This window comes from Pseudomonas sp. MF08831, from assembly GCF_059862645.1.
Genome location: NZ_JCBCUX010000012.1, coordinates 186,774 through 212,465, shown reverse-complemented (window position 1 = coordinate 212,465; position 25,692 = coordinate 186,774). Strand labels below are relative to the sequence as shown.

General features: G+C 54.6%; 32 protein-coding genes and 3 pseudogenes. 14 read left to right on the top strand and 21 right to left on the bottom strand.

The genetic code is table 11. The features are described from left to right. The first annotated feature begins 57 nt into the window (after positions 1–57). The 5 genes and pseudogenes from AC19YS_RS23395 to AC19YS_RS23375 all read left to right on the top strand — a co-directional run. Positions 58–453, top strand: coding sequence for a hypothetical protein (locus tag AC19YS_RS23395; RefSeq protein WP_032894840.1), 396 nt, complete (start codon positions 58–60; stop codon positions 451–453). A 125-nt stretch (positions 454–578) separates the two neighbouring features. Then, the gene (locus AC19YS_RS23390) at positions 579–830 is read left to right on the top strand and encodes a DUF2933 domain-containing protein (RefSeq protein ID WP_032894843.1); all 252 of its coding nucleotides are present in this window, start codon (positions 579–581) and stop codon (positions 828–830) included. Positions 831–920: 90 nt separating this feature from the next. Continuing rightward, entirely contained in the window at positions 921–3,191 is a 2,271-nt protein-coding gene (locus AC19YS_RS23385; RefSeq protein ID WP_032897731.1) for a heavy metal translocating P-type ATPase, read from the top strand. Between the two features lie 114 nt (positions 3,192–3,305). Then, a complete protein-coding gene (locus AC19YS_RS23380) occupies positions 3,306–3,578 on the top strand; it encodes a heavy-metal-associated domain-containing protein (protein ID WP_032894845.1) in 273 nt (90 codons plus the stop codon). Positions 3,579–3,605: 27 nt separating this feature from the next. Next, a pseudogene (locus AC19YS_RS23375) lies at positions 3,606–3,719 on the top strand (DUF411 domain-containing protein); the annotation flags it as partial. Between the two features lie 61 nt (positions 3,720–3,780). Here AC19YS_RS23375 and AC19YS_RS23370 read toward each other — a convergent pair. The 4 genes from AC19YS_RS23370 to AC19YS_RS23355 form a co-directional block, all read right to left on the bottom strand. Next, a complete protein-coding gene (locus AC19YS_RS23370; protein WP_095023249.1) occupies positions 3,781–4,059 on the bottom strand; it encodes a hypothetical protein in 279 nt (92 codons plus the stop codon). A 55-nt stretch (positions 4,060–4,114) separates the two neighbouring features. Further along, the gene (locus AC19YS_RS23365) at positions 4,115–4,498 is read right to left on the bottom strand and encodes a hypothetical protein (protein WP_032894847.1); all 384 of its coding nucleotides are present in this window, start codon (positions 4,496–4,498) and stop codon (positions 4,115–4,117) included. A gap of 90 nt (positions 4,499–4,588) precedes the next feature. After that, positions 4,589–5,035, bottom strand: a complete 447-nt coding sequence (locus AC19YS_RS23360; RefSeq protein WP_158879131.1) for a hypothetical protein — start codon at positions 5,033–5,035, stop codon at positions 4,589–4,591. A 42-nt stretch (positions 5,036–5,077) separates the two neighbouring features. Further along, positions 5,078–5,470: a DUF6957 family protein gene (locus AC19YS_RS23355; protein WP_051903165.1), complete on the bottom strand. Its 393-nt coding sequence runs from the start codon at positions 5,468–5,470 to the stop codon at positions 5,078–5,080. Positions 5,471–5,697: 227 nt separating this feature from the next. Between AC19YS_RS23355 and AC19YS_RS23350 the strand changes: the two genes are divergently transcribed. Beyond that, positions 5,698–6,177 carry a helix-turn-helix domain-containing protein gene (locus tag AC19YS_RS23350; protein WP_050499464.1) on the top strand — a complete coding sequence of 160 codons (480 nt, stop codon included), beginning with the start codon at positions 5,698–5,700 and terminating at the stop codon, positions 6,175–6,177. Between the two features lie 90 nt (positions 6,178–6,267). On the opposite strand, the pseudogene AC19YS_RS23345 reads toward AC19YS_RS23350, so the two are convergent. Continuing rightward, positions 6,268–6,730, bottom strand: a pseudogene (locus AC19YS_RS23345) (3'-5' exonuclease family protein). A 469-nt stretch (positions 6,731–7,199) separates the two neighbouring features. On the opposite strand from AC19YS_RS23345, the gene AC19YS_RS23340 reads away from it, so the two are divergent. Then, the gene (locus AC19YS_RS23340; RefSeq protein ID WP_038443850.1) at positions 7,200–7,535 is read left to right on the top strand and encodes a hypothetical protein; all 336 of its coding nucleotides are present in this window, start codon (positions 7,200–7,202) and stop codon (positions 7,533–7,535) included. A gap of 117 nt (positions 7,536–7,652) precedes the next feature. Then, positions 7,653–8,204, top strand: a complete 552-nt coding sequence (locus AC19YS_RS23335) for an arsinothricin resistance N-acetyltransferase ArsN1 family B (RefSeq protein ID WP_038443853.1) — start codon at positions 7,653–7,655, stop codon at positions 8,202–8,204. A 98-nt stretch (positions 8,205–8,302) separates the two neighbouring features. On the opposite strand, the gene AC19YS_RS23330 is transcribed toward AC19YS_RS23335, so the two are convergent. The 10 genes from AC19YS_RS23330 to AC19YS_RS23285 form a co-directional block, all read right to left on the bottom strand. Continuing rightward, the gene (locus tag AC19YS_RS23330) at positions 8,303–8,485 is read right to left on the bottom strand and encodes a DUF1289 domain-containing protein (RefSeq protein ID WP_080727717.1); all 183 of its coding nucleotides are present in this window, start codon (positions 8,483–8,485) and stop codon (positions 8,303–8,305) included. A gap of 2 nt (positions 8,486–8,487) precedes the next feature. Then, positions 8,488–8,859, bottom strand: coding sequence for a hypothetical protein (locus tag AC19YS_RS23325; RefSeq protein WP_038443854.1), 372 nt, complete (start codon positions 8,857–8,859; stop codon positions 8,488–8,490). Positions 8,860–8,898: 39 nt separating this feature from the next. After that, on the bottom strand, positions 8,899–9,813 hold the full coding sequence (gene dmeF / locus AC19YS_RS23320; protein WP_038443855.1) for a CDF family Co(II)/Ni(II) efflux transporter DmeF: 915 nt from the start codon (positions 9,811–9,813) through the stop codon (positions 8,899–8,901). 19 nt (positions 9,814–9,832) lie between these two features. Beyond that, complete coding sequence (locus tag AC19YS_RS23315; RefSeq protein WP_080725266.1) at positions 9,833–10,108, bottom strand: metal/formaldehyde-sensitive transcriptional repressor; 276 nt, start codon at positions 10,106–10,108, stop codon at positions 9,833–9,835. Positions 10,109–10,392: 284 nt separating this feature from the next. Continuing rightward, positions 10,393–10,815, bottom strand: coding sequence for an arsenate reductase (glutaredoxin) (arsC, locus tag AC19YS_RS23310; protein ID WP_038443859.1), 423 nt, complete (start codon positions 10,813–10,815; stop codon positions 10,393–10,395). A gap of 20 nt (positions 10,816–10,835) precedes the next feature. Then, entirely contained in the window at positions 10,836–11,549 is a 714-nt protein-coding gene (gene arsH / locus AC19YS_RS23305; RefSeq protein ID WP_038443860.1) for an arsenical resistance protein ArsH, read from the bottom strand. A gap of 47 nt (positions 11,550–11,596) precedes the next feature. Continuing rightward, positions 11,597–12,067 carry an arsenate reductase ArsC gene (locus AC19YS_RS23300; protein ID WP_099455476.1) on the bottom strand — a complete coding sequence of 157 codons (471 nt, stop codon included), beginning with the start codon at positions 12,065–12,067 and terminating at the stop codon, positions 11,597–11,599. Positions 12,068–12,084: 17 nt separating this feature from the next. Beyond that, on the bottom strand, positions 12,085–13,368 hold the full coding sequence (locus AC19YS_RS23295; RefSeq protein WP_007247284.1) for an arsenic transporter: 1,284 nt from the start codon (positions 13,366–13,368) through the stop codon (positions 12,085–12,087). A 24-nt stretch (positions 13,369–13,392) separates the two neighbouring features. Next, a complete protein-coding gene (locus tag AC19YS_RS23290) occupies positions 13,393–13,749 on the bottom strand; it encodes a metalloregulator ArsR/SmtB family transcription factor (RefSeq protein WP_053177965.1) in 357 nt (118 codons plus the stop codon). Beyond that, entirely contained in the window at positions 13,746–14,168 is a 423-nt protein-coding gene (locus AC19YS_RS23285) for an arsenate reductase ArsC (protein ID WP_158879130.1), read from the bottom strand. Before AC19YS_RS23285 ends, AC19YS_RS23290 begins: the two co-directional genes overlap by 4 nt. Positions 14,169–14,308: 140 nt before the next feature. Between AC19YS_RS23285 and arsN2 the strand changes: the two genes are divergently transcribed. The 4 genes from arsN2 (at position 14,309) to AC19YS_RS23265 (ending at position 16,953) form a co-directional block, all read left to right on the top strand. Next, a complete protein-coding gene (arsN2, locus tag AC19YS_RS23280; protein WP_256673683.1) occupies positions 14,309–14,761 on the top strand; it encodes an arsenic resistance N-acetyltransferase ArsN2 in 453 nt (150 codons plus the stop codon). A 72-nt stretch (positions 14,762–14,833) separates the two neighbouring features. Next, entirely contained in the window at positions 14,834–15,202 is a 369-nt protein-coding gene (locus AC19YS_RS23275) for a hypothetical protein (RefSeq protein WP_038443869.1), read from the top strand. 61 nt (positions 15,203–15,263) lie between these two features. Further along, the gene (locus AC19YS_RS23270; protein ID WP_064361255.1) at positions 15,264–16,436 is read left to right on the top strand and encodes a DUF3800 domain-containing protein; all 1,173 of its coding nucleotides are present in this window, start codon (positions 15,264–15,266) and stop codon (positions 16,434–16,436) included. Continuing rightward, complete coding sequence (locus tag AC19YS_RS23265; protein WP_064361254.1) at positions 16,429–16,953, top strand: hypothetical protein; 525 nt, start codon at positions 16,429–16,431, stop codon at positions 16,951–16,953. Before AC19YS_RS23270 ends, AC19YS_RS23265 begins: the two co-directional genes overlap by 8 nt. A gap of 203 nt (positions 16,954–17,156) precedes the next feature. On the opposite strand, the gene AC19YS_RS23260 is transcribed toward AC19YS_RS23265, so the two are convergent. The 3 genes and pseudogenes from AC19YS_RS23260 to AC19YS_RS23250 form a co-directional block, all read right to left on the bottom strand. Then, positions 17,157–18,599, bottom strand: coding sequence for a hypothetical protein (locus tag AC19YS_RS23260; protein WP_064361253.1), 1,443 nt, complete (start codon positions 18,597–18,599; stop codon positions 17,157–17,159). Beyond that, entirely contained in the window at positions 18,596–19,582 is a 987-nt protein-coding gene (locus AC19YS_RS23255; RefSeq protein ID WP_064361252.1) for a nucleoid-associated protein, read from the bottom strand. Before AC19YS_RS23255 ends, AC19YS_RS23260 begins: the two co-directional genes overlap by 4 nt. 378 nt (positions 19,583–19,960) lie before the next feature. Continuing rightward, positions 19,961–20,821: pseudogene (locus AC19YS_RS23250) on the bottom strand (cation:proton antiporter); the annotation flags it as partial. Between the two features lie 195 nt (positions 20,822–21,016). Between AC19YS_RS23250 and AC19YS_RS23245 the strand changes: the two are divergent. After that, a complete protein-coding gene (locus tag AC19YS_RS23245) occupies positions 21,017–21,403 on the top strand; it encodes an MAPEG family protein (protein WP_106575634.1) in 387 nt (128 codons plus the stop codon). A gap of 320 nt (positions 21,404–21,723) precedes the next feature. On the opposite strand, the gene mltA is transcribed toward AC19YS_RS23245, so the two are convergent. Next, positions 21,724–22,908, bottom strand: a complete 1,185-nt coding sequence (mltA, locus tag AC19YS_RS23240; RefSeq protein WP_124418637.1) for a murein transglycosylase A — start codon at positions 22,906–22,908, stop codon at positions 21,724–21,726. 127 nt (positions 22,909–23,035) lie between these two features. Between mltA and AC19YS_RS23235 the strand changes: the two genes are divergently transcribed. Then, on the top strand, positions 23,036–23,485 hold the full coding sequence (locus AC19YS_RS23235) for a c-type cytochrome (RefSeq protein ID WP_106575631.1): 450 nt from the start codon (positions 23,036–23,038) through the stop codon (positions 23,483–23,485). 6 nt (positions 23,486–23,491) lie between these two features. Here AC19YS_RS23235 and AC19YS_RS23230 read toward each other — a convergent pair whose 3' ends face one another. Together AC19YS_RS23230 and ligB are read right to left on the bottom strand one after the other, a co-directional pair. Beyond that, positions 23,492–23,887: a DUF1090 domain-containing protein gene (locus tag AC19YS_RS23230; protein WP_106575630.1), complete on the bottom strand. Its 396-nt coding sequence runs from the start codon at positions 23,885–23,887 to the stop codon at positions 23,492–23,494. Between the two features lie 68 nt (positions 23,888–23,955). Then, entirely contained in the window at positions 23,956–25,620 is a 1,665-nt protein-coding gene (gene ligB / locus AC19YS_RS23225; protein ID WP_500602734.1) for an NAD-dependent DNA ligase LigB, read from the bottom strand. Between the last annotated feature and the right edge of the window lie 72 nt (positions 25,621–25,692).

Below are 25,692 nucleotides of genomic sequence, written 5' to 3'. Positions count from 1 at the left end.
CGCCAACCTGGCGCGGCTTGGTATTACCTGAATTGTCCTGACCCTTTGGAGATTGCCATGCATGCCACATTGAAATTTATCCTCGCCACCCTGCTCGTGAGCAGCCCACTTATCGCCTCGGCAGTCGATGAGCATCACCCGGAGGGGCAGACCGCGCCCGCCAAGACAAGCGAAGCAGCTACGCCGATGCAAAACAATGTCATGACCGAGCAAATGCAAAAAATGCAGGCTGCACACGACAAGGCAGCCGCCGCCAAGACCCCTGCCGAGCGACACGCCGCCATGCAGGAGAGCATGAAGACGATGAAGGAAAGCATGGACATGATGCATAAGAACTGTCATGGCAAGGGCATGGGCAGCAACAAAGACGGCATGGAGATGGGAATGATGAACATGATGATGAAAATGATGGATCAGCAAACGAGCATGATGAACATGCCGACGAGCAAGTGACGCGCACAAGCCTGTAGGCAATGCAGCGACGGTTTTACCTTAACCAATATGCCAAGGGTAAAACTGCCGCCCGTTGCACCTATACGACGTATCACTAAACCGCACTCCCTCAGGAGTACAGAACCATGGTGAATTCGCCACATTCCGCTAACACCTCTCCAACATTTTGGAGGAGCAAACCCGGCATAGCGCTGGGTATGCTGCTGGTGATCGTGCTGTTCTATCTGGCAAGAGAACACTACGGCCATATGCTGGGTTTACTGCCTTATATGATTTTGCTGTTGTGCCCGCTGATGCATTTTTTCGGGCACCACCACGGTGGTCACAATCATCACGGCGAAACCTCAGTCTCAACCAAGGATGCGAACAGGAGTTAGCTCATGCACACCCCTGAGGTTCGTCAAGAGCACGGCCCAATACAGAACTCTGAACCCCAAGCCACTGGCTCCCATGACCCGGTATGTGGCATGACCGTCAGTAACGACAGCCAGTTCAGCACGGAATATGAGGGGCAACACTACCGGTTCTGCAGTCTGAAATGCCAAACGGCCTTCAGGACAGCGCCCGAGCGTTATCGAATATCTCAACCGAAAATCGAACCAGTCCCTCAGACAACAGCAGAACCGTTAACGGGTGCCGCTGAATACACATGTCCCATGCATCCGGAAATTCGCCAGATCGGCCCCGGCGTCTGCCCTAAGTGCGGCATGACCTTAGAGCCGGTGATTCCCGAATTGGAGGAAGAAGAGAACTTAGAACTCAAGGACTTCACCCGGCGCTTCTGGTGGACATTGCCGCTGACAGTGATCGTCACCGTGCTGGCTATGGGTGGCCATGCCCTGGAGTTGTTCCATGGCACCACGCAAAATTGGGTCGAGCTGGGATTGGCTACACCCGTCGTGCTGTGGGCTGGCTGGCCGTTTTATGTGCGTGGTGTGCGTTCGGTGATTCAGCGAAGTCCGAACATGTGGACGCTAATCGGCCTCGGCACGGCGGCGGCCTTCCTTTACAGCGTCGTGGCAACCCTGACCCCCGATGTATTCCCCAGCAACTTCATGATGGAGGGCCGCATCGGTGTGTACTTCGAAGCAGCGGCTGTGATCATCTCACTGACCCTTCTCGGCCAGATGCTTGAACTCAAGGCTCGCTCGCAAACCTCGGCTGCCATCAAGTCGCTGCTTGGACTGGCCCCAAAAACTGCCCGACGGATCAATGCCGATGGCACGGAAGAAGACATCCCTCTGACACACGTACACAGCGGCGACACATTACGTGTGCGTCCGGGAGAAAAAGTACCTGTAGACGGCCAGGTATTGCAAGGCGAAAGCGCTGTAGATGAGTCGATGCTCACCGGCGAACCGATACCGATCATGAAGAGGGCCGGCGACGCGCTGATCGGCGCCACTCTCAACATCCACGGTAGTCTGGTGATGCAGGCGCAGAAGATAGGATCAGCGACCCTCCTCGCACAGATTGTGCAGATGGTTGTGCAGGCACAACGCTCAAAAGCGCCGATGCAACGGCTGGCAGATGTGATTGCTAGTTACTTCGTGATTGTGGTGATTGCTATCGCCGCGCTGACTCTACTCGGCTGGGGGCTTTGGGGGCCCGAGCCAAGTTGGGTGTTCGGACTGATCAACGCTGTCGCGGTCATGATCATCGCCTGTCCCTGTGCCCTTGGCCTAGCGACACCGATGTCAGTCATGGTTGCCACCGGCAAGGCTGCTGGCAGCGGCGTATTGTTTCGCGATGCCGCCGCTATCGAAAACCTGCGCAAGATAGACATCTTGATAGTCGACAAAACTGGCACCCTCACGGAAGGTCGACCAGCGTTCCATAGCGTCGAGGCCGTACCCGGATTTACTCAGGATGAAGTGTTGCGCCTGGCCGCAAGTCTCGATCAGGGCAGTGAGCATCCATTGGCCCACGCCATCGTCGAGCAGGCTCGTGCCGCAGGGCTAAAACTGGTGACACCTGAAACCTTCGAGTCAGCCTCAGGTATTGGTGTAAGCGGTCAGGTCGAGGGTCGCCGACTGATGATAGGCAATACCGCGTTGATGCAGGAAGCCGGCGTTTCCACAGACAGCTTGCAAGAACATGCCGAGAAGCTACGCGGCGACGGTACGAGCATCATGTACCTGGCAGTGGACGGCGCCCTGGCGGGTTTACTGGCTGTTGCCGACCCCATCAAACCCACCACGAAGCTGGCCGTCGAGCGTCTGCAGGCGGATGGCGTCAAGGTCATCATGGCCACTGGCGACGGCCTTACAACTGCTCGCTCGGTAGCCCGCCAGTTGGGCATCGAGGAGGTTCACGGCGAGGTCAAGCCGCAAGATAAAGAACGTCTGGTGGCATCTTTGCAACTAGCCGGACACCGGGTGGCGATGGCCGGCGACGGCATTAATGATGCCCCCGCACTGGCTCGCGCTGATGTAGGAATCGCCATGGGCACTGGCACTGACGTGGCGATGAACAGCGCTCAGGTCACTCTGGTGAAGGGGGATCTGCTCGGTATCCTACGGGCGCGCAGCCTGTCAGTCGCGACGGTGAGAAATATGCACCAGAACCTGGCCTTCGCCTTCCTTTATAACGCCATGGGCATCCCACTGGCTGCCGGCTTGTTCTATCCACTTACCGGTCACCTTCTGTCACCGCTCATTGCCGCACTGGCCATGAGCGTGAGCTCGGCGTCGGTAGTATTCAACGCCTTACGTCTGCGCCAGGCTTCCATTGATTGAGTGACAACGACCGCTTGACCTTGCCATGGCGGCAAGGTTGAGGATAAGCCAACGCCGCAAAAAAGCCTCATGCGTTAGTCTTTCCATGATCAACTTTGTTGTGAGGAGTCACCAATGAAAATTGTTGAACTGCAAGTCCAAGGCATGAGCTGTGGTTCATGTGTCAAACATGTCACCGAAGCGCTGCGCCCAGTTGAAGGCGTGAGTTACGTATCGGTGGATTTAAAAGCCGGACGGGTGAAGGTCAGCGGCGATTCGCACAGCCATGCGCTGCTTACAGCCCTGGAGAACGCGGGCTATCCAGCACAGCTGGCGACAGTGGAAAGCGTAGCGAGTAAGAAAAACTCGGGCTGTGGCGGGAACGGCGGCGGTTGCTGCTGCCGGTAAGAATTAGTAATAAACTGGAGAACTCGCATGAATGCCAGTCTGCGAATTGCCGCGTTCACGACACTACCCATGACCGGAGCGGCACAAGCCGCTGAAGTCATCGACGTTTACCGCGATCCTAACTGCGGCTACTGCAAGGCAAACCATCTCAGCTCTATCGCTACCATCATGACGCTTTAGTAAAATGCTTGAAGCGTCGTCATCAAAGGTCATCCTGCTCTTCCCGAATGTCGACTTCGCCCATCGCTCCTAGGTAAATTTTGCGACAAGGAAGCTTGGTGATAAGCCCGTTTTCGAAAAGCACCCTGGGTATATCGCCAAACAAACTCGACACTTCCCATTTCTCTGTGAGCGGCTTCACTGCCTCTGCTATTAATGAATCGAGGTCGAAGTCCTGCGTTGCAACAAAGGGCCCAGCGCGGTCGTAATTCTCAAAAATGCCCGAGGCAATGCAGATGACTTCGCCTGCCTTGACGATCATGACACCACCTCGAAGCCATTCAGGAGGGTTCGCCAGTGGAAGAAGACCACGACCATTACTGTAACCCTCGCGGGGTGAAGTGGTGCATCCCCCGTGAAAGCCGCAGAAACTCACGCAGGCTTGCACGTCCATTACCCCTCTGGAACGTCGCCAAGACGTAACGACTATTCTCCGTCGTCATCACCCAAAACCTGCCTTCACGCTCGACTTTGATCACATCAGAAGTGCGGATCAAATGGCCGTCGCCGAACCGCCCATACTGGTCTTTACGGTTGTGACCAAACACTACGCCTATGCCCGTTCGGGCTTTGATGGAGGCGCTGCAAAGATACGCTGTGATCGGTCTATCGAAGCCTTGCGCCTGAGCTTTTTTGATTCGTATTAGGTCGAATTCTGTGTGGCGCTTCCCATAAAAATCCAAGCCAATCATGTTCAGCATTGTTGCACTCCGTTGGCGGTATATACGGCGTAACCAGGAATTCCACACGCAACCATCTGTGCTGGTATCGTGCAGAAATCTTGGTAAATCTCAGGCTGTACGAATCATGTTTGCGTGATAGATCGGACGAAGGTTGCTCAGCACATCAGTGTTGAAGCTAGGTTGGTGAGAGCTGTGGTATTTGGAGCCGGTCTCCACCTCTAGCAGGCACACAACACACTCGTTTTGGTCTTCACCAAGCGTCACTTTGGTCAGCTTCTCCATGCGCCAAACTCCCGTGCCATTCATGTGGGCAGGTGTGACAACTTGCACCTCTGTGATGATCGTCTCCGAGTCCTGGGCAATCAGCAGTTGCTGAAGCCGTGGTTCGCTGTCGATCATCAGAACCGCCTCTGAAATTCGGCCCTTGGTCTTGGCCTGGACGGTTACGTGATACCAGTGATTACGAAGCACTTTGGATACCTGATGCCATTGGTACTGACCCTCACCGAACATGCCTGGTAGGCCCAGCATGTCGGCGTCGTGTGTTCTAAACATCGTATGTCCTTGGCCTGAAGGGGCTCCGATATAGAGCGCAGGTTAGAAGAGGGAGAAAACGTCTTTCAGGCTTGCGAGCTGTTCATGACCAGGGCCAATCAATACGTAAACAGAGTTTCTGGTCTCGAACGCAATACCGTCGTGGAGACCGGTGCACATGCTTGAACGAACCCAATCGCCGCGTTCGAAACGGCCTTGGCTGTCCTCGGCCACGTTGTGAGCAAACAGGATCATCGGGAGCTGGCCCGCTGCATGACATTTGAAGAGTTCGTCGCGGGTGACTTCAATGCGAAATATTGTCCAGTCGCGGACTAGGCAGTAAGGCTTTTTAGGAAAGCGTTCGACTGCTAAAGCTCGAGCTGCAGAGGTGCTCGACAGGCCCTCAAGTGGTGTCCGTGGCGCATTCATGAAGTCGGGTTCTTCGACGCTAGCCATAGGGCTTCCTTTCATTAATAACCGGGAAATTGACAATTCAATCCCGCTTGTTGTCGCTCGCACTCGAGCAGATGGCTGCCGCAAGCAAGGTGCTTAGCTCCGCTTACGGATGTATATGCATCGAAAAGCAGGCCTCAAAAACGCTGATAGCGCCGTAATACGGATCATAGCCCGTGTTATGGTGCGTCGCAATATGGCCTTATCCTCGATTTGCGTGGGGAAATGTCATGGAGGCCGCAGAAGCCCTAGCTGTAGTGGTGCGAGCACTGCGTAGAAAAAAAGGTCTTACGCAAGAAAACCTGATCACTATTGACCGTTCCTATTGGGGCCGGATTGAGCGTGGGGAGGTGAACATCACGATTGATGTGCTCATTCGTCTCGCAGCGCTGCTTGAGGTTGAGCCGGCCTCATTGATTCTCATGGCGACGTGTCTACAGTCCAACGAGCCGCTTAGGGAGGGGCTGAAGCGTCTGAATAAGCAACTAAATAGGATAAAAAAGGACAGCGTAGATATTGAGATGGAGTCGTTGGTAAGTGCAGGGAAGCTTCCTCCTGGTCGACCGGCGCGATCCGGAGCAGCGCAGAAAGCCGCAGAGGCAAATCGCCTGAACAGTGAGGGAGTGTCAGTGACTGAGATATCGGAAGCGTTGGGTCTGTCTAAAACTACTATTCGTAGGTATTTGACCAGCAAGTCCGAACAGGCCTGATTTTTGAATGACCAGCACCAGGTTGAAAATGCCTCAGGAAGGTTTGCTGTGAAAGACAGCTTTAGCTCACCTTGGCCTCTTAGGACTTCATTACCCTTTCTTCAGATCGCTTTCGGTGAACATGCTAGCGATGATACGGGCGTCAAGAAGAGCGTGATGCGGAAGCGGAGCCCCGTCACTTGAGGCATCTAGAGTGGTTGCATCGGTGGGGTAATTCCGAACGTTCCTTGGCCATGTACCATTGTCATATGCGAGTTCGCAGAAAAGCTCCCAGTCGTACTGTGGAGCGTCTGTGACAATCTCCAGGACTTCGTCGAACGAGGCTAGGTAATCGAGCAGTGCAGTTCTTGCCCTGATAATGGGTTGTGCATTGCCACCGCCCCAGAGCTGCGGAAGAACGATCTCTATGACGAAGTCGCTGCAATCTTCCTCTCGCCATGTGTCGAGCAATTCCACGTAGAATTCGCGTCCATTTTCAGCTAACCAGTGCGAGTGATATCAGCTTCGCTGTGGCTGAGAGCTTGGTGAACTCGCAATCAAGAAAGAGCCTCATTTTGCTGGAACTCCGTTATGACTAGGGCTCGCCTGGATATGGTGCAGGAAGGTCAGCTATGGGAAATGGCCCTCGAGCATCTTGGCTCAGACGGACTCCTCGAAGCTGTCATAGAAATGTGGAGCCGCGCCGGGTGCCCGTCCAGACCAGTCGTTGAGCATCTATCCCACGACAAGGTTAGCCAAGAAGTCTTGAATATACTGAAAATTGCCCAGGAACGAGTCGGTGCCTTCGTACCGGGTCGAATTCGGGCTGCAGGCACAGTCACCTTATACGCTCGTCACGCCAGCAGCTTGGTTGATGGGCTCATCACATTGCTACCAAAGGCGCAGCTTTCGCGTGCCCTGCGAGGCTCATGTATTGAAATCGAACTGGGGATTTAACGTCCAAGCAGTTTCCCGATGGACGCCGGTCAGCAGCAATCCTTGTAGAATTTTACCAGTGAAGTGCCACCCCTTTGAGATGCTCTATGAACTCTGAATTAACCGAAGAAGAAATGCGTCGTGCCCTTTTTGGTACGCCTCAGCCAAAGGAGCAAGTTTCTACTCCGCTAGTGCTGGAGCCTGTGCCAGAGATCGTTTTCACGAAGCCCGCAGAGGCTCCACTAGCCAAGAAGAAAGTGACGAAGGCGTTTACGCCCAGGCTGCGGGTCACGCTCCGGGTTGGGAACGAGTTTGAGGGGAAAATGACCGAGTTGATTCACGAGGCTGATACGTTGAGCTCGTTGCTTGCGGAGCAGGAGGCCGTGAGGGCTGCAAGGAAGAAGTACAAATATGTTGAGGTCGTATCAGTCAGATCGATGTAGAGGCCTAGCTGAACTACTCAGGCGAATGGTGGCGCTCATAACATCTTCACATTTCGACCATGTCCAAGGCTGATCTAAAAAGGGTAATGTTCAGCTTTCGAATCAGGGACGACTTGCATGGCTTTGAAAATCCGTACGGCGACGGTAGCAGACGCTGTAGCCATCCAGCGCATTTACGCCCCCATCGTTTCGACAACGGCCATCTCGTTCGAAGAGATTCCGCCAAGCGCTGAGGAAATCGCTCAGCGAATAGCGACAACGCTTTTGACATATCCCTACTTGGTGGCCGAAGAAGGTGGGGAGATCAAGGGCTATGCCTACGCAAGCCAGCATCGCGCTCGTCCGGCCTACCGATGGGCTGTGGACGTGACGGTGTATATAGCCGAGTCGGCTCGCCGGCAGGGCGTTGGCCGTGAACTCTATGAAACCTTGCTTCCGATTCTCGAAAAGCAGAGGTTTCGCGCAGCTTACGCCGGAATTGCGCAGCCCAATGAAGGAAGTGTCGGTCTGCACGAGTCGCTAGGATTCGTACACATTGGGACGTATCCAGAAGTGGGCTTCAAGCTTGGAAAATGGCACGACGTCGGTTACTGGAGGCTTGGGCTGTGTCAGGCAACCCCTCCGTTGGAACCCATTCTTTTCCCCAAGCTTGAGGTTGCATCGCAGTAGGTTCACTCGCTGTGCGTTGTGACTATCAGACTTCGGCAGTGAGGTGGCCTTGCAGCTGCTTGAGCACAGCTCGGGCAACGGTCATCCTGTGGAAGTGACTAACCTTGCGCTTTTTTCAGCCCTTTCAATCGCACGTTCGCTCTTTGCACAGCTGCCATTTTTTCAGGCCGCTTCATGCGTTTCCACTTTCTAATGTCTTCCTTGCTGCGCCCGCAACTCACACAGAGATCACCACTTAGCTGGCAAGTCGAGATACAGGGATTTTCGATTTCTTTAGCCATTGTCAGTCCCCTTTAGTCGCGCCTGATTGAGCAAGGCGATTTTTCCAGTTGCCACCATGCGTGCGCTGGCACTCCTCCTCAGAGTCAAAGCAGACATAGCGGTCTGAAAGGTTCAGATCGATGTCGGCCTCGTTCAACGCGATAGAGGTCAACTCAACAATGCGCGCCTTCGCTATAGCCTGGGCGAGCTTCTTGTCAGCCAGTGTTTCGAACACCCAGACTACCTTGAGGGTTTCACTCAACGCATTCAGGTCGGCGGTGTGAGTGAGCCACGTAAATCCTTCGATCTCCCCTTTTGCTGTTTCGCACGCTTCGGTGAGGGTAGTAATTAATCGACGTTCGATACGCGCAAGCTCACGTTTCCCTAGTGGCATTAGGAGTTCCTATGAAGTCGAGGTTGGGGAGCCGGTGAATCAAACTAATCGAAACTCGACCGTAAGGTGGCTGACTTCGTGGACAGGCTTCAGTCGTTCACGAATGCTTTCAGCGTTCAAAGTGGATTCGCCGAGGACGCTGACAATAGCCGCATGCGCCTCTGGCCCGACCCGCCAGACATGCAGGTCTGTAATGGTTGCATCACCCGGCTTCTCTACCAGCTCGCGGATTTCATCTGCAACGTGCTCATCAGTTTGATCCAGCAGTACAGCCGAGGTGACGCCCATCAAACTCCATGCCCAACGCGCAATAACTATGGCGCCCACAATGCCCATTACCGGATCCAGCCACACCCATCCGAGATACCGGCCAGCGAGCAGTGCTGCAATTGCCAGGACGGAGGTCAGAGCGTCCGCTATCACATGGACGTAAGCTGATTTCAGGTTGTTATCGCCGTGCCCATGATGATCATGATCGTGCCCATGACTGTGACCGTGGCCAAGCAGAAGCGCGCTCACAATGTTTACGATCAAACCCACAATCGCAATGAGCGTAGCGGTTCCGAATTGAACCTCCGTCGGCTGCAAAAGACGCATGACCGACTCTACGGCGATTACCAAGGACACCATGCCGAGAATGAGCGCCGATGCAAATCCACCCAGGTCTCCAACCTTGCCCGTACCGAAGCTATAACGACTGCTGGAGGCGTGGCGTTTTGCGTAACTGTACGCAACTGCAGCGATGCCCAAAGCGCCTGCATGGGTTGCCATGTGAAAGCCGTCGGCGAGTAGAGCCATCGAGCCAGTGATATAGCCGGCGACGATTTCGCCGACCATCATCACCACCGTTAGCGCCACAACCCAAAGGGTACGTTTGGCATTTTCTTCGTGTGCTGACCCGAGGAACACATGGTCATGTACGTGATTAATTTCGATGTTGTGGCTGCTGCTCATGAGCATGTACCTAGATTTTTCACTTGGAATAGCGGCGAATGGCTTCAAGAAGCTCTTCGACACCCTTGTTGCGCTCTTCATCGCTAAGCGTTGGGCTCGCTACATGCTCTCTGGCGTGATCCTCAATAATTTCGTCCATCAATCCGTTGATAGCTCCACGTGTGGCAGCTACGAGATGCAATGTTTTCGCGCAATCGGCATCCGATTCCAGTGCACGCTCAACGGCTTGGATTTGCCCCGCGATGCGTTTCACGCGCTTGAGAAGATCGTCTTTGTTTGAAGCTATATGGCCCATGGGAGAACCCCCTTTGACTGTGCATACGCGCATCATAGGTATACCCCCTATACCTATGCAAGCGCCGTTTGACGGAAAGCTCATAAACAGCTATTTGCCGAAACTGGCTTCAGATAGGAGGAAGGGCGAAACAGGATGATCAGGACTCTGCTATTGGCCGCTCTTTGCTATGATGTTGACAAAGCGAGCAGGTCAAACGAGATGCAATTGCTGGTTAGGTCGAATGCAGACGGTGGCCAAGTGGAGTGCGAATGGGACTCCAAGGCCACGTACTTCGGGTGGGATCAAACCCTGTTGCCATTCTCATCAATGACGACTTGTCCGTCTTCCTTGACGAAACTGCCGCTCTGCTCCTGAGGCAGAAGGTCGAGAACGGCCTCTGACGGGCGACACAAGCGTGTGCCCAACGGCGTCACGACGATGGGGCGATTGATCAGGATAGGATGAGCCATCATGGCATCGATGAGCTGCTCGTCAGTCAGCGATGCATCGCCCAATCCCAGCTCCTCGTACGGAGTGCCTTTGATACGCAAAAGAGCCTGCACTCCGATACCCATATCCCCAATGAGTCTGACAAGTGTGGTGCGATCAGGCGGGGTCTTCAGATACTCGATAACCGTCGGTTCTTCCCCGCTGTTACGGATCAACTCCAAGGTGTTGCGAGAGGTGCCGCATTCGGGGTTGTGGTAGATCGTGATCTGGCTCATATCGCTTCCTCGTACTGACGTTAGATGGAGCGCTGGTTGACGCGTTTGGAAAGCTCTTCGGCGGACTCTTTACGCTCGGAGTACCGATCAACCAAATAATCCTGGCGATCCCGCAACAGTAGGGTGAACTTCATCAGCTCTTCCATCACGTCCACGAGACGGTCGTAGTACGAGGACGGCTTCATACGACCTGCCTCGTCGAACTCGGTAAATGCCTTGGCAACCGAAGATTGGTTTGGGATGGTGAACATCCGCATCCATCGGCCCAGTACGCGCAGCTGATTAACCACGTTGAAAGATTGCGAGCCACCGCAGACCTGCATCACTGCAAGGGTCTTTCCTTGCGTAGGTCGTACAGCACCTATCGCCAGCGGAACCCAGTCAATTTGGGCTTTGAATACTGCACTCATAGAACCGTGACGCTCAGGGGAGCACCACACCTGCCCCTCAGACCATTGCATCAGCTCGCGCAGCTCTGCGACCTTGGGATGTGTATCGGCAGCGTCATCCGGAAGCGGCAGACCCGATGGGTCAAAGATCTTGGTTTCAGCGCCAAACTCATTCAGCAGGCGTGCCGCCTCTTGCGTGACTAACCGACTGAATGAGCGCTCTCGCGTTGATCCATACAGCAGAAGAATGCGAGGTTTATGGAGCGAAGGCGTGCGAGGCGACAGTTGCTCCAGCGACGGAATGTCGATCAGGTCGGCGTGTACGTTCGGCAATGTGTCTTGCATATAAACTCCTACGGCGGCGCCTGGTTGGGTGCCGCCTCGGTTGATCTTTAAAGCGAACCGATGCGGTTCAGTTCAGCTTTCAACTGTTCAGCGCTGATGGTCTTCAGTGGCAGCGCAAGAAATGCGCTCACGCGCTCGTGAATTTTGGCGAGTGTGGTTTCAAAAGCTGCGGTGATCTCGGCTTCCGAACCGCTAGCGTCAGACGGGTCGGCCAGACCCCAATGCGCCTTCAAAGCTGGCCCAAAGAAGATTGGGCATGCCTCACCCGCTGCCCGGTCACAGACAGTGATCACGATGTCTGGAGGTGAGGCTTCAAAAGCATCCGAAGCCTTGCTGCTCAAGCCCGCCGTGGAGATACCCGCCGCCTCCAGCGTTTGCAATGCCCGTTGATTCACCCTGCCACTGGGAAAGCTTCCTGAGCTGACGGCTTCTACACCCTCGGGCGCCAAGTGGTTGAAAAGCGCTTCGGACAGAATGCTGCGGCAGCTGTTGTGGGTGCACATGAACAAGACTTTCATCAGACGATTTCCTTGATTCAAAAACTGAGGCGCAGTGCCAGGGCGGACAATGTGGCGACGAGGATGGGCACGGTCAGCACGATCCCGGTCTTGAAGTAGTAACCCCAACTGATCGTTATATTTTTCCGGGCGAGCACGTGCAGCCACAACAGAGTTGCCAAGCTCCCAATTGGGGTGATCTTCGGGCCCAGGTCGCAGCCGATGATGTTGGCGTAAACCATCGCTTGCTGGACAACACCATCGACTTCGGCGGCATGAATGGATAAGGCGCCTACCAAAACGGTGGGCATGTTGTTCATGATCGAAGACAGCAACGCTGTTAGCAGCCCTGTACCAAGGGACGCGCCCCAAACGCCATAACCGGCGAACACGTTCAGGATCTGCGCGATGTGGTCGGTCAGACCGGCGTTCTTCAGGCCATAAACAACCAGGTACATACCCAAAGAAAAAATCACCACCTGCCATGGCGCCTCTTTGAGCACCTTGCTTGTATTGATGGCGTGACCACGAGCCGCGATGACGTAAAGAATGAATGCACAGACCGCTGCAATGGCGCTGATTGGCACCCCCAATGGCTCAATGACAAAGAAGCCGATCAGGAGTAGTGCCAACACCCACCAGCCGGCTACAAAAGTGGCCCGGTCGTGGATTGCTTCGTCCGGATTGTCCAGTTGGTTGAGGTCATAGGTCTTTGGTAAATCTTTGCGGAAAAACCACAGCAGCATGGCTAACGTCGCCGCCACGCTGACGATGTTTACCGGCACCATGATCGAAGCATATTCGTTGAAGCCGATATCGAAGTAGTCGGCAGAAACGATGTTGACCAGGTTGGAAACCACCAGCGGTAAGCTCGCCGTATCCGCGATAAAACCGGCTGCCATGACGAATGCCAACGTAGCAGCAGGAGAAAAACGCAACGCCAACAACATCGCGATCACAATGGGTGTGAGGATCAACGCTGCTCCGTCATTAGCGAACAGGGCAGACACCGCTGCGCCCAGCAGGACGATAAATGCGAACAACTTGCGGGTGCTCCCGCCTCCCCATCGGGCCACATGCAGCGCAGCCCATTTGAAAAAGCCTGCCTCATCAAGCAACAGACTAATGATAATGACCGCGATGAACGTTCCGGTAGCGTTCCAGACTATGCGCCATACCTCCGGTATGTCTGCGAGGGTAACGACGCCTGCCAGCAACGCCACGATGGCACCGAACATCGCACTCCAGCCAACCCCAAGCCCCTTGGGTTGCCAGATGACAAGGACGATGGTTGCGATAAAGATCAATACGGCAATCAGCATTTCATTAATCCGGTTGGGCGCGAATCAGCTACACACGGCTTGGTTGATCGGGCGGTCGTTCATGCCGCAGAGGCGCTTAGCCTCGGTTTCTAGCCATTGCTGATTGGCGTCTACCACTTCCTTCAAAACTGCAGTCACCCACGTGGGCAAGTCAGGATTCAGCCGGTAGTACACCCATTGGCCTTGGCGACGATCCAACAGCAAACCGGCAGAGCGCAGTAGCGCCAAATGACGAGAAATCTTCGGCTGACTCAGGTCGAGTGCTGCCGTTAGCTCGCATACACAAAGCTCACCTTCACTCACGACAAGCAGCGAAATTTTTGCTCGGGTGTCATCCGCCAGGCACTTGAATAAGGTGGTGGGGTTCAAGGGTTCTGTCATAGATCCTCCAGGTGTTTGGTCTTGACCAAAACGAAGAGCTTGATGCGCTCGTGGATGTCGTGGAGCGTGTGGCGAAATGCGCCAGGATCATCGCTAGTTACTGGGTCAGGAAAATCCCATGCAATGACTTCACCTGCACTGGGCATTGGTAGGCACTCGCTTGCGGATTTATCACAAAGAGTGATTACGTAATCGAATCGATCAGCTTGAAACTCGCTGATGGAATTGCTGTGCAGGCCCGTAGCATCGACTCCAACTGCCTCCAATGCTTGAGTCGTGCGCGGATCAACCTCAGACGGTTCAGATCCTGCGCTGAAGGCCTCGAAGCGCGGGTCGGTGTGCCGCAGCAAAGCCTCTGCAAGCAGGGAGCGGGCTGAGTTGGCAACGCACACGAAAAGCACTTTGATAGCAGGGCTCATGGTGGAATTCGATGCATATGGGAAATCGAATATACGCTTTAGCGAATATTCGGTAAAGCGAATATGATGTCTGCTGTTTGGCATGTGCCCTAACGTTCCATGCGTGTCGGCATAACGGAGATGAGAGGATGGAGGGGAAGATGATGATCCAGGCAAAGGAAATAGCCGGAGGACAGTGGCAGCGCTTTCGCGATGCGCTGAAATCTGCTGACCTTCCAGCAGACGATATTGATCTTCCAGGCCGAACCTTTTTTGAGTTCTCACGGGATGGTGAGACTGTTGGATGGGGAGGGTTTGAAACGCATGGTACGGACGGGTTGCTGCGTTCCTTGGTCGTAGTGTCGGCCTACAGATCGAAGGGGGTCGGTGTCGCCGTGCTTCGGATAATTGAAGCGATAGCCGCCGAGCAAGGAATCGCTCGATTTCATTTGCTGACAACAACTGCGTCAGGCTTTTTTGAGCAGCAGGGCTATGCAGTAAATCAACGAGTCTCTGCGCCGCCTCTGATTTCTCAGACGGAGCAGTTCAGGGGGCTTTGCCCTGGCTCGGCTTGCTACATGTGCAAAGCATTATCTGCGAATGCACGAAAGTAGCTGATCACCTTGGTGATGGCTTTTAGCCTCGATGCCAGCTAGATTTGGAGCTTCCTACGATCAAGGATGGATATGAAAAAGCTCATCGCAGTAATGGGGATCTGTGTCGCACTTGGCGGTTGCGCTACGTCCCACTACACCGCAGGGCGAGACTTTCCGTCGGCCAGTGTAGCGAGCATCACCAAAGGTAAAACGACGACTACTGAGTTGAAGTCGCTGTTTGGTGAGCCCTACGCTAAGAGCGCAGTCAGCGAGACTGACGAGAAGTGGATCTACACTTACACCAATGGCTCAGCCCATGCTCAAAGCTACGTGGTTACCATGAAGGTTACGACTACAGGCACTCAGAAAACTCTCGACGTCTTGATCCGAAATGACGTGGTCATCAACTACACGTTCAGCGAAGGCCCCGCTCCAGGCACTACCACTGCGACGAACTAAGTTCACCACCTTGCCATTGGGCGACCCACCGCGCTCAGTACGTTGTTGATGGAGCATGCTCATGGACAGAACATATGCCTTCGTGGATGAGTCCGGGAATTCCGACCTTGATACGTCAAAGGGAGGAAGCTCGGGCTTCTTCATCGTGTGCTCCATTCTGGTGGCAGAGAAAGACCTGGAAGCTGCTTATACCCAAGCTGAAGCACTCCGCATGCGTCATTTTCAAACAGGTGAGATCAAATCCAGCAATCTAAAGCCGAAGGATTCAGATCGCCGTGCCCGAATCCTCAACGAGCTAGCCGAGCTGCCATTCAAGCTCTATTTCACTGTCGTTGATAAATCCCGAATTCACAAAGACGGTGGCCTCCGTATCAAAACCTCGTTCATAAAATACGTGAACGGGTTGCTCTATGATCGTTTGTTCCGCGCATACCCAGACCTTCAGATGATCGTAGACGAGCATGGTGGCCTGGAATTTCAGGAGAGCCTCAAAAGCTACGTTGCAGAACGGTTCATCGACGACCTATTTGGCGATAAGGATGCCTTCCAGGCGGTAGCCAGTAAGGACAACGTTTTGGTTCAGGTCGCAGATTTTTTTGCTGGCTCAGTGGCTCAGATTTACGAGGAGAAAGCATCGGAAGAAGCAGTTCTTGCCTATAAGAAGATCCTCCGCAGCCTGACTCTTGGAATGCTGGAGTGGCCATCCAAGTACCAGTCTCTTCTGCCGCCACCAACGAATGAGGCTGGATATGCAGACTATCAAATACACCAGGAAGCTTTACGCCAAGCAGACCATTTTAGCGAGCGCGTTGAGGAGCATCCTGATGAGAATGAGCACCTGCAGCTAAGCATTTTACGATTCCTGAGATTTCAGAGCGAATTCGTCACCAAAGACTACGTGCCAACTGCAGAGATCATTGCCCACCTCAAAGATAGTGGCTTCGGAGAGGTCAACGACCAGAGAATTCGCTCCAGTGGCGTTGCAAAACTTCGCGATGCGGGGGTAATCATCTCTAGCGCCGTTAAGGGTTATAAAATTCCCCAAACACGTGCGGACATTAATGACTTCCTAGAGCGGGCATCAGGCATCGTCGTCCCTCTTCTCGAGCGCGTTAAAAAGGCACGAGAGGTGTATCGGCTGAGTAGTCGAGGAGAATATGACATCGTGACTGCAGCCAACCTGACTGAGCTAGCCAAGCTGCTCGCTGCGCTCGAGGCATTTGCAGATGACTGAGCTCAGTCATGGCCAGGAACCTCACCAGGCTGCATTAATACAGGATGAAATCCTAGAGATTCTGAAAGAAGCCAAGGTGCTCGCGCGTAGATTCTATCGCCTCACCGGCAAGCCGCTGGGCGTGACCGGCGAGGTGGCAGAGTACGAAGCTGCTACTAGACTCGGGCTGTCACTACATCCAGCAAGGCAAGCAGGTTACGACGCTACAGAGACGCTGGAAGATGGCGTCGCGAGAATCCAGATCAAGGGCCGCTGTATCCTGAACCCGCTAAAGATTACTGGCCGTATGGGTGCAATTGATCTACGACAGCCCTTCGATATTGTGCTTTTGGTGCTGCTTGATTCTAAGTTCAACGCATTTGCAATGTACGAAGCGAGTCGTGCCAAGGTAGAGGCAGCGCTGACCTTACCTGGGTCGAAAGCCAGAAATGAACGTGGAGCGCTGGCTATTAGGCAATTCATGTCGATAGCTAGCTTGCGCTGGGCTCGCCAAGAGCCCAGCGAATCAGAAAGTTAACTGCCAATTAGAGTCGAGACCTAGTGGTAGGGTGCTCTGAGATGCAAATTTAATGTCCCCAATACGGCACATTAACCGTCATTTTTAGGCTTAATGACCCTATCTGGGGACATTACGCTGAGCAACGGGATACGGACAAAGGTGACTACAACTCTTACCTCAGCCTGCAACCATAAAAAGCCAACCGTAGTTGTATTATAGCTTTATGAAAAAAAGGCTGAAATGTAGTTCCACGCGCAGAAAAAATAATAATTGATGTAACTCGCTACAAAACTAGGTGCCGCAAGTGATAGGAAGTAATGGACAATCGCTGCGTACAGACAGAAACACACAGCCCAAGCAAGCCAGTAAACTGTACGTCCGGAGGATATAGGTTTTTCAACCAAACGCTTCCAGTCGTCCGCAGACATGAAGTTGTAGATCTTCTTCCGCCATCCTTCTCGACTGCTGTCAGCAAGGCTGTTAAAACGCAAGGTTGATAGAGTGTTGATAACTATGCTTAATATGAGAAGCACAGAAACGCCGAGATAAAGAATAGTGGTTGCTGTATCGGCTACGCCTGTAGTCGCTATCGGAGTCTTGAGAGCTAAGACAACACCCGCCACCGCGAAATCACGCCAGAGAGCTGATATTAAATCCCTTGTCGCAGTTTGTGTCTTATTAACCTCTTCCTGCAAACCCTTGCGCAGATCCCCCAGGCTTTTGACAGCCTCTTTGCTTTGATCCTGGAGATGAAAGGCGAACGCTTCCTTGGCCCCGGAGAGACTATTTTTTAATAGCGTCGTTGAGCCAGATGGCCATGTTGTCCCACTAATCCAGTTGATAGCAATGTGGTTGTTGAAAAGTTGAAATTTCGTTTCAGACTCCCTAGGGGTAGAGTAGATCCACTGGCAGGTGTCGTGAAGTGTTTCAAACTCGATATCAGCCCAGTTAATAGGCTGGTCTATAGGTATGGGGAGCGAGCGCCCGCCTCGGAATATTACGTGAGTCTCATCATCTTCCTTGCGAATCTCAGCAGGCAAGCAAAATGAAAGCTTTTCCACCGCCACGCGTTTCCAGGCCGAAAAAGGGTCGCTTTCAGAAATTGGCTCAGCAGTGAGCAGCCATGGCTCAAGCGATTGAGGGGTAAGGGAGTGGGTAAGATCCCGTACCGTCTTCCAAGGCTTTTCAGGATGTTGAGTGGCGGTCGGTAAATTTTTATCCCCACCAATTTCTTTCACTAAAAACTGATGAGTAGAAAACTCAAAAGTTTCTCCTGCAACCCATACACACATCTTTTTCTGTGAGTTCTGTGTTGAAAATTGATTTGTCCTCAGCCAATTTTCGAAACCTTTAATGGTGAGAAAATAACACCAGCCATCATTCGCTGGTTTTTCCAGGATGACCGTTAGTCTGTCATTCTCTACATCCGCTAAATCGAAATCCTTGATGTCGATGCTATCGGACACCTCTCCGAAAAGCTCTATCGTTCCGATGCCCTCAGAGCCAAGGCGCAAGGTAAGATCTTTCAATTCTCGGACAAAATCGGAGGAAGTAACGCTTACTTCATCAATTCGAAGAACAGTTGCGGTTTCGACCTGCGCAGAACCACCCGACGCAGTAAGTCGCTCAAAGAAACTGCGAAGTTCTAGCGCTAGCTGTTTCATGATTCACGCAAACGACTTGTACGAATAGTAATGACAGTTTCATCCTTTTTGTTTTCAATAGTTAAACTTCCCTTTGCCCGTGCAGGCATATTGATGGTTATGCCTTCGCTTGTTACGTATTTTTTCGCTTCATTGGTTGGTAGTTCATCGTTATCATAAGCAAATACCTCACCTGTCAGGTTGAGATCTTCCAAATCTTTGTTGAAAGTTTCTCTAATTTCATCTCCGCCATTGATGCCAAAAAAGTCGGTGAAAAACTCTTCGACCTCAAACTCCTTGCGCTTCTTCGCTATCTCAATAACTTTTTCAGCAACCTTAGAGGTGATGGCGGGCGGTAGGTCGCTTAAATGCGCTCTGACAGTCTTTTTTATCGCTTTGACAAAATCCGCTGTCATTTCCTTGGAGTTTCGCAGGCGCTCCACACCTAGGAATTCTTTGAAAAAATCGCTAATTCCGGAGCGACTCATCTTGTCGATGATTACTACCTCGGAGTCATGCGAATCCAAATCAATTAGCGCGGACTTTTGAAGAGCTTTTGGTGACTCCGTAAAGTTATTAGTTACAGCTTGGAGTATGGCTTTAGCTCCCTGCGTCTGGAATGTTACTACCTTTTCAGAGTCATATTTAATAAGCGAGTAGAATTTCTTGTTTCCTGTAACCAACCCAATAACAATTAGCACCCCTGATTTCATCCGTCTATCACCAAGTCGGTGAAATTGACGTGCTAGGCTCTTAGAAACGTCGACAAAATCAGACTCGCCTTTCTCCCACCCTTTCAGCTTTGCCTTGACCTGGGATATTTCAGCGAAAGAGAACTTATTGCCTTTTAGAGTTTCTTTGATACGTTCAATGAAGAACGGCTCGAATGTCCCTAGGGGCGTGTCGTCAAAAAGTATGGGATCGTCGGCCCGGTGATGTACCACGTGAAATATAAAATTCACGATTTTCAGGGCGTCTATTTCTTTATCGGTAAGAGTGGCCAAGCTAATTCCCCATCCTTGTTGGTGGCTACATGACATCAATCATCGATATAAGCACCTTTCCAGCATTATGCCTAGGGTCTTCCATAGTCTCTGCCATAAAGCACTACTGTATGAATATACACTTGTAGGGGGTGTTTTCCAGCAGGATGTTTCACCTAGGATCACCTGTCCGATGGAAGGCTCGGGGGGAATGTGTCAGGCGTCTTGGCTGGGCAGTGACCACGACCTAGATAGTTTGGGGTTTGAAGGGTGTTGCAGGTATGGCGGTTAGTGTAGTCAGCCTGGCAGGAATAGAGGGGGATTGTCAGCTCAAGTGGCGTTGTACGCCCCCTCTCGATGTGACAAGAATTGAGGATTTTCTGACCCCTTTGGGAAAACCCAGAAACCGTCCAGGTAGCGTCGGGTCATGTCGTTCATCGCCAGCTTGCGGCCCAGGTTGCCGATGATCAGGCCGGCAACCACCATCGCAATCGGTGCCGAGACGTGCAGTTCGGTGGCCAGCGCCGAGCCGCCGATCACCAGCGCCAAGGTCAGCATGACCTCAATCTGGTGCTGCTCGATGCTTTTGATCATCAAGTACACCAGGTAGCCGATCAGCCCGCCGAACACCACGCCGCCAATCGCTTCATGGGCGAACAGCATGGCCGTGGCGCCGACGGTTGGCGTTTCACCCAACTGCGCGATGCCCAACAGCACGGTAAACACCACGACCGCGGTGCCATCATTGAACAGCGATTCGCCGACAATAGTGGTTTTCAGCGGTTTCGATGCGTTGGCGGTTCGCAGCACGCCCAGCACCGCAATCGGGTCGGTGGGCGAGATCAGCGCGCCGAACAGCAGGCAGTAGAGGAAGCTCACGTGCCAGCCAAACAGGGCAAAAATGTAAAACGCTAGGCTGCCGATAACCACGGTGGCAATCAACACGCCAAAGGTTGCCAGCAGACCGATGGGCCAGCGATAACTGCGCAAGTCATTCAGGTTGACGTGCAAGGCGCCGGCGAACAGCAGGAACGAAAGCATCCAGTTCATCAACAGATCGCCAAAGTCGATCTGGCCGATCAATTGCTGAATACGCTCCTCCAGGCCTGGGTAGCCGATGAAGCTCAGGCCTTGCAGGATCAGTGAGAACAGCAGGGCGGTGACCATCACGCCGATGGTGGGCGGCAGGCCGATAAAACGGAAGTTCACATACGTGAGCAGGGTGGTGAGGCAAATGAAGGCGGCGACAAGTTCAAGCATCCGGGGTCCTTGGAAGGTGGAGTGTGCGTTGGTTAATGGGTGGATGGACCGCAGCAGTGGCGGGATGTTGCAGGCCATGGGGCAAAAGGCCGGTAGAACCTTTGGCGGTGGCGCGGTTCATAGCGGTTAAGTGCGGTGTGGCATTTTTAGTGCTAAAACTCTAACCGCTGGCTAAAACTACAAAAGGAATCAGTGATGACGGTGGCTTTCTGGTGTGTGTTGATCGCAATTTTCCTGCCTTATCTGTGCACGGGTGTGGCCAAGTTCAGCGGCGGCAAGTTCGGGCCTCGGCAGAACCATGACCCTCGGGCTTTCCTGGACACCCTCGATGGGTTCGCCAAGCGCGCTCACAGTGCACAACTCAACAGCTTTGAAGTGACGCCGGCGTTTGCGGCGGCAGTGATCATTGCGCACTTGGCTGGCACGGCGTCACTGGTGACCATCAATGTGCTGGCGGTGCTGTTTATCACCAGTCGGCTGCTGTACATCATTTGCTACCTGGCGGACTGGGCGATGCTGCGTTCGCTGGTCTGGGCATTGGGCATGGCATTGATTGCGAGTTTCTTTTTTGTCTCGATCTAAGGCCTGATGCGATTTCTCGTGTGAGCTGGCTTGTTGTGCCGAGCCCGTTTTTTGTTGTGCCGAGCGGAATGGGTGTGCGAGCGGGCTTGTGGTGGCGAGCGGGCTTGCCCCGCGTTGGGGCGCGAAGCGGCCCCACTAAAAGCGCCGAGTTCTTTCAGAAAGAACGCGGTGTGTATTTTTTTAGGGCCGCTTCGCAGCCCAACGCGGGGCAAGCCCGCTCGCCACATCAATCCCGCTCGCCACATTAGGTCTGCTAGTCACACCAGCCCGCTCGCCACACACGCGTGCCCAGCACCATGAGTCGCGCCTGTCAGTAGCACTCAGGTACCGGCAGGTGCATCCGGTACGTGTGGCAACGCTGCGCCTTTGGGCCACAACATCCAGATCTGGCCCTGCTGCTTCATATTCCCCGCCAACTCGCCCGCTGCATCACCGGTGCCCCAGAACAAGTCTGCGCGCACTTCGCCGGTGATTGCACCGCCGGTGTCCTGTGCGGCCACGGGTCGGGCAATGGGCGAGCCGTCAGGTTTGGTGGTCGACAGCCATAACAGGCTGCCCAGCGGAATCACCTTGCGATCCACCGCCACGCTGTAGCCCGCCGTCAGCGGCACATTCAGTGAGCCGCGCGGGCCTTCATTGCTGTCCGGGCGAGCGCTGAAAAACACGTAGCTGGGGTTGCTCGCCAGCAGTTGTGGAATACGTTGCGGGTTAGCCTTGGCCCAGGCGCTGATGGCGCCCATGGTCACGTCTTCTTTTTTCAGCTCGCCTTGCTCCACCAGCCAACGGCCGATCGGGCGGTACGGGTAACCGTTCTGGTCGCCATACCCCACACGCAGTTGGCGCCCGCCGGCGAGTTGAATGCGGCCCGAGCCCTGAATCTGCAAGAACTGCAGGTCCATCGGGTTGGTCAGCCAGGCAATCGGCTTGGCGGTGGAGCCCTGGCCGTTGATGGTGCTGGCGTCGTCATATGGCTTGAGCACACGCCCTTCGAGGCGGCCGCGCAGGCGCTTGCCCTTGAGTTCCGGGTAGATGCTTTCCAGGTTGACGATGATCAGGTCATCCGGCACCCCGTACACCGGCACATGGGCAGTGGCGGTTTCGGTCAGGCTGCCGGGGTAGACCGGTTCGTAGTAGCCGGTGATCAGGCCGTTCGGCGTGTTGTCGGCCGAGCGCAGGCCGAATACGTCCAGGCGCTCCTTGAGAAAGCTGCGCACCGCCGGAGCGTTGCCCGGCACGCTGGTCGCTGCTGCGCAGGTCGCACCCCAGATCGGGTCGGCCTTCAGGCGTTGGCAGGCGCTGCGCCAGGACTCAAACCCGGCCAGCAGGTCGCTGTCGGAAACAGCCGGCAAGGCTTCCCACGGTGCACTCACATACGTGGCGACGGCATGGGGTTTAACGGTTTCATCTTTGCCGGCGTCTTTGTTGCCATCGCAGCCGGCCAGCAGTGCAATGATCGGCAGAGCCCACGCCAGGCGGCGGCTCCAGGGTTTCAAGGTGACATTCATACAAACACTTCCTGAAGCGATTGCCCGCGCCGCAGCGCGTTTGGGCAACCCCTATTATTAATAGGGCTATTGGTCTTTACGGGCGGGGCGAGGATACTGGCCGCCGTTCCCGTGACCTGAAGCCATCATGACTTTTAAAAGACTGACCGTTGTATTGCTGGCCTGCCTGACGTTATCCGCTTGTGGCGGTGTTGATCCGAATTCACCCCTGGGTCAGCGCAAGGCAATCTTCAAGCAAATGCTCAAGACCGGCGAAGACCTGGGCGGCATGTTGCGTGGGCGCATCCCTTTCGATGGCGCGAAGTTCGCCGAAGGCGCGGTCAAGCTTGACGCGTTGTCCCACGAACCGTGGAAGCATTTCCCGAGCGTGCGCGAAGAAGATCACACCAGCGCCAAGGACAGCGTGTGGCAACAGCAGGCACGGTTCCAGGCGTTGGCCCGAAACCTTGAAACGGCCACCGGTGAACTGGTGATCGCCAGCCAGGTGCAGCCTTACAAAGCCAGCAACCTGGGGCCTGCGGTGCAGAAAGTCGAAGATGCCTGCACGGCTTGCCATAAACAGTTTCGGGATCACTGACCGGGTTTACTGGTCGAGTTCTTCAACAGCGTCCTGCAGCTCTTTGCGTGACTGCGCCAACTTGTCCTTACGCTTGTTGATCTTGTCTGCGTCACCCTTTTTCATCGCCTTGTCGAGGTCGGCCTGACGGCGGCTGACTTCGTGCTTGGCGTCGAGCACCTTGTTTTCGCGTTCTTTCCTCAGGGATGCGTCGGTGCAGTTGGCGGTGACTTCGCTCAGGGCTTTTTCCAGGCCAGCCTGTTGTTGGCTGTTGCCGTGGGCCTTGGCTTGTTCGATCTGAGCGCTGATGGCTTGGCGCTTGGCGGCGCAGCCGGTGAGTTCCGGCACCTCTTCAGCGGCCAGCAGGGGTGTTGCCATGAAGCTTGCAACCGTTAACAAGGCAAAAGGGGCAAGAAATTTCATAAAGGCTCCAGGGTGCAATCAAATGGCAGGATGAATTCTGCCGTTGGTTAAAAAATGGTCGGGCCAGGTTAGAACCCGTCTATCCCCGCCTCGCGGAGTGTCTGAGCCAACGCCTGTACTTGCGGGTCGCGAAAAAAGGCGCTCAATTGCGCTGCGCGGCCCGGGCCGATGCCATCGGTGGCCAGCCAGGCCTGGGTGTCTCTGGCGGCCAGGGTCTGCCAGCCGCCGTCCAGGTCGTTACGTGCCGAGGGCGGTACACCCAAGGCTTTGAGCCATTGTGCAAAGGGACGTTGCCGAGCGTTTTGAATGCTATCGAGCACCCGCGCGCGGCTGCGTTCGCCGAAGCCGTCAATGTTAGCAAGCTCTGCCGCATCCAGGGTCAACCAATCGAGAATGCCGGCGATTAGACCGGCCTGGATCAATATGTTCCAGGTTTCGCGGCCAATATGCGGCATGGCCAGGCCTTGGTTGCCGCTCAGCCAGGTCAGGCGGGCCAGCAATTGCTCCTCGCAACCAGGGTCCAGTTGCCAACAGCTCAAGGCGTGAAAATTACGCGCATCGGGCACTCGTACTTCCACCCTGTTCTCGTTGCGCAGGATCACGTGCTCCAAGCGGGGGATAACATGGCCGGCAAGGCTGATGGACACCTGATCGCCGGGGCGAATATCCAGCACTTGCCAGCGTTTCAGGGAGCCGACGCTCACGCGGTGGATGTGCCGGTCATCCAGCCGTACCGGCTCCAGCTCAAGAATGGGCGTAATACGCCCGGTGCGGCCGATGTTGAACCGCACGTTACGCACCAGCGCGAGCGCCTTGGCGGCCGGGTATTTCCAGGCGACCGCCCAGTAGGGAGCGCTGGCTTGCCAGCGTTTGCCGGGCGCATGCACAGCCTGGTGCAATACCACGCCATCGCTGGCAAACGGCAGGGGATGGTTGTACCAGTAACTGCGCCAGTGTGAGGCTTCAGCGATGTTTTGAATGCGCTGGCTGTAGCGATGGCTATCGGTGAAGCCCCAGCGTGAGAGAGTGGTCAGGCGCTCGTTGAAGTCGGTCGGGCCGTCAGGCCAGGCCCAGACAAAGAGCCCGATCCCCGCGGCATCGGTGTCGCTCAACTGAAGGCGGTTCATCAACCCGGCCATCTTGCTGCGAGCATTCAGCCCGCCCTGTTTCGCCTGCACATGAGCGTCGAGGCGCCAATAGAGTTCGCCTTGCAGCACCAGGTCGATGGGCTCCGGCAGTTGCTGGACAATGCCGGGGATCCGGCGTGCGGCAGTCGACCAATCCTGGCCGAGGCGTCCGTCACCCCGGCTGATAAGCCGGCTCAACCGGCCCTGGCGATAGACCAGCGTCACCGCAACACCATCGACCTTGGGCTGAATCCATACGTCTTGCCGCGTCCTGAGCCATTCATCGACAGCCTGCTCATCCAGTAACTTTTCAAGTCCGGTATGCGCGACCGGGTGAGGCCGTGTGCCCCGCGAACTCGCGAGTGGCTTGTCAGCCGTCAGGCTGTTTTTGGGGAAACACGTTCGCCAGTGGTCCAGGCGGTGGCGCGCCTGATCGTAGAGTTCATCGCTGACCGGAGATTGGCCGAGCCGGTGGTAGCTGTCATCCCACAGCGTGATCTGCCTGGCCAGCGCGCCGACCTGTGATCGGGCGTCCTCGGGACAGTCTTCTGCCCACACCAGAAAGGGCAAGGCACTGAGTAACAGAGCAATCAATAAACGCATCATGAGCATCCTTGCTCGGAAGGGGCGCCCAGCCTAAGTGATCCAGGCGGCCACAAAAAAGCCCCGACAGCGCGG

Coding starts and splice junctions, on each gene's coding strand:
- AC19YS_RS23390 (WP_032894843.1), top strand. CDS start 579: ATGGTGAATTCGCCACATTCCGCTAACACCTCTCCAACATTTTGGAGG.
- AC19YS_RS23360 (WP_158879131.1), bottom strand. CDS start 5,035: ATGTTTAGAACACACGACGCCGACATGCTGGGCCTACCAGGCATGTTC.
- AC19YS_RS23365 (WP_032894847.1), bottom strand. CDS start 4,498: ATGCTGAACATGATTGGCTTGGATTTTTATGGGAAGCGCCACACAGAA.
- AC19YS_RS23335 (WP_038443853.1), top strand. CDS start 7,653: ATGGCTTTGAAAATCCGTACGGCGACGGTAGCAGACGCTGTAGCCATC.
- AC19YS_RS23260 (WP_064361253.1), bottom strand. CDS start 18,599: ATGAAACAGCTAGCGCTAGAACTTCGCAGTTTCTTTGAGCGACTTACT.
- AC19YS_RS23370 (WP_095023249.1), bottom strand. CDS start 4,059: ATGATCGTCAAGGCAGGCGAAGTCATCTGCATTGCCTCGGGCATTTTT.
- AC19YS_RS23245 (WP_106575634.1), top strand. CDS start 21,017: ATGACGGTGGCTTTCTGGTGTGTGTTGATCGCAATTTTCCTGCCTTAT.
- AC19YS_RS23290 (WP_053177965.1), bottom strand. CDS start 13,749: ATGACAGAACCCTTGAACCCCACCACCTTATTCAAGTGCCTGGCGGAT.
- AC19YS_RS23380 (WP_032894845.1), top strand. CDS start 3,306: ATGAAAATTGTTGAACTGCAAGTCCAAGGCATGAGCTGTGGTTCATGT.
- AC19YS_RS23395 (WP_032894840.1), top strand. CDS start 58: ATGCATGCCACATTGAAATTTATCCTCGCCACCCTGCTCGTGAGCAGC.
- AC19YS_RS23300 (WP_099455476.1), bottom strand. CDS start 12,067: ATGAAAGTCTTGTTCATGTGCACCCACAACAGCTGCCGCAGCATTCTG.
- AC19YS_RS23235 (WP_106575631.1), top strand. CDS start 23,036: ATGACTTTTAAAAGACTGACCGTTGTATTGCTGGCCTGCCTGACGTTA.
- AC19YS_RS23275 (WP_038443869.1), top strand. CDS start 14,834: ATGAAAAAGCTCATCGCAGTAATGGGGATCTGTGTCGCACTTGGCGGT.
- AC19YS_RS23325 (WP_038443854.1), bottom strand. CDS start 8,859: ATGCCACTAGGGAAACGTGAGCTTGCGCGTATCGAACGTCGATTAATT.
- AC19YS_RS23230 (WP_106575630.1), bottom strand. CDS start 23,887: ATGAAATTTCTTGCCCCTTTTGCCTTGTTAACGGTTGCAAGCTTCATG.
- AC19YS_RS23265 (WP_064361254.1), top strand. CDS start 16,429: ATGACTGAGCTCAGTCATGGCCAGGAACCTCACCAGGCTGCATTAATA.
- AC19YS_RS23330 (WP_080727717.1), bottom strand. CDS start 8,485: ATGGCTAAAGAAATCGAAAATCCCTGTATCTCGACTTGCCAGCTAAGT.
- arsN2 (WP_256673683.1), top strand. CDS start 14,309: ATGATGATCCAGGCAAAGGAAATAGCCGGAGGACAGTGGCAGCGCTTT.
- arsH (WP_038443860.1), bottom strand. CDS start 11,549: ATGCAAGACACATTGCCGAACGTACACGCCGACCTGATCGACATTCCG.
- AC19YS_RS23270 (WP_064361255.1), top strand. CDS start 15,264: ATGGACAGAACATATGCCTTCGTGGATGAGTCCGGGAATTCCGACCTT.
- AC19YS_RS23340 (WP_038443850.1), top strand. CDS start 7,200: ATGAACTCTGAATTAACCGAAGAAGAAATGCGTCGTGCCCTTTTTGGT.
- AC19YS_RS23285 (WP_158879130.1), bottom strand. CDS start 14,168: ATGAGCCCTGCTATCAAAGTGCTTTTCGTGTGCGTTGCCAACTCAGCC.
- AC19YS_RS23355 (WP_051903165.1), bottom strand. CDS start 5,470: ATGGCTAGCGTCGAAGAACCCGACTTCATGAATGCGCCACGGACACCA.
- AC19YS_RS23315 (WP_080725266.1), bottom strand. CDS start 10,108: ATGGGCCATATAGCTTCAAACAAAGACGATCTTCTCAAGCGCGTGAAA.
- AC19YS_RS23385 (WP_032897731.1), top strand. CDS start 921: ATGACCGTCAGTAACGACAGCCAGTTCAGCACGGAATATGAGGGGCAA.
- AC19YS_RS23295 (WP_007247284.1), bottom strand. CDS start 13,368: ATGCTGATTGCCGTATTGATCTTTATCGCAACCATCGTCCTTGTCATC.
- AC19YS_RS23350 (WP_050499464.1), top strand. CDS start 5,698: ATGGAGGCCGCAGAAGCCCTAGCTGTAGTGGTGCGAGCACTGCGTAGA.
- dmeF (WP_038443855.1), bottom strand. CDS start 9,813: ATGAGCAGCAGCCACAACATCGAAATTAATCACGTACATGACCATGTG.
- arsC (WP_038443859.1), bottom strand. CDS start 10,815: ATGAGCCAGATCACGATCTACCACAACCCCGAATGCGGCACCTCTCGC.
- mltA (WP_124418637.1), bottom strand. CDS start 22,908: ATGAATGTCACCTTGAAACCCTGGAGCCGCCGCCTGGCGTGGGCTCTG.
- ligB (WP_500602734.1), bottom strand. CDS start 25,620: ATGATGCGTTTATTGATTGCTCTGTTACTCAGTGCCTTGCCCTTTCTG.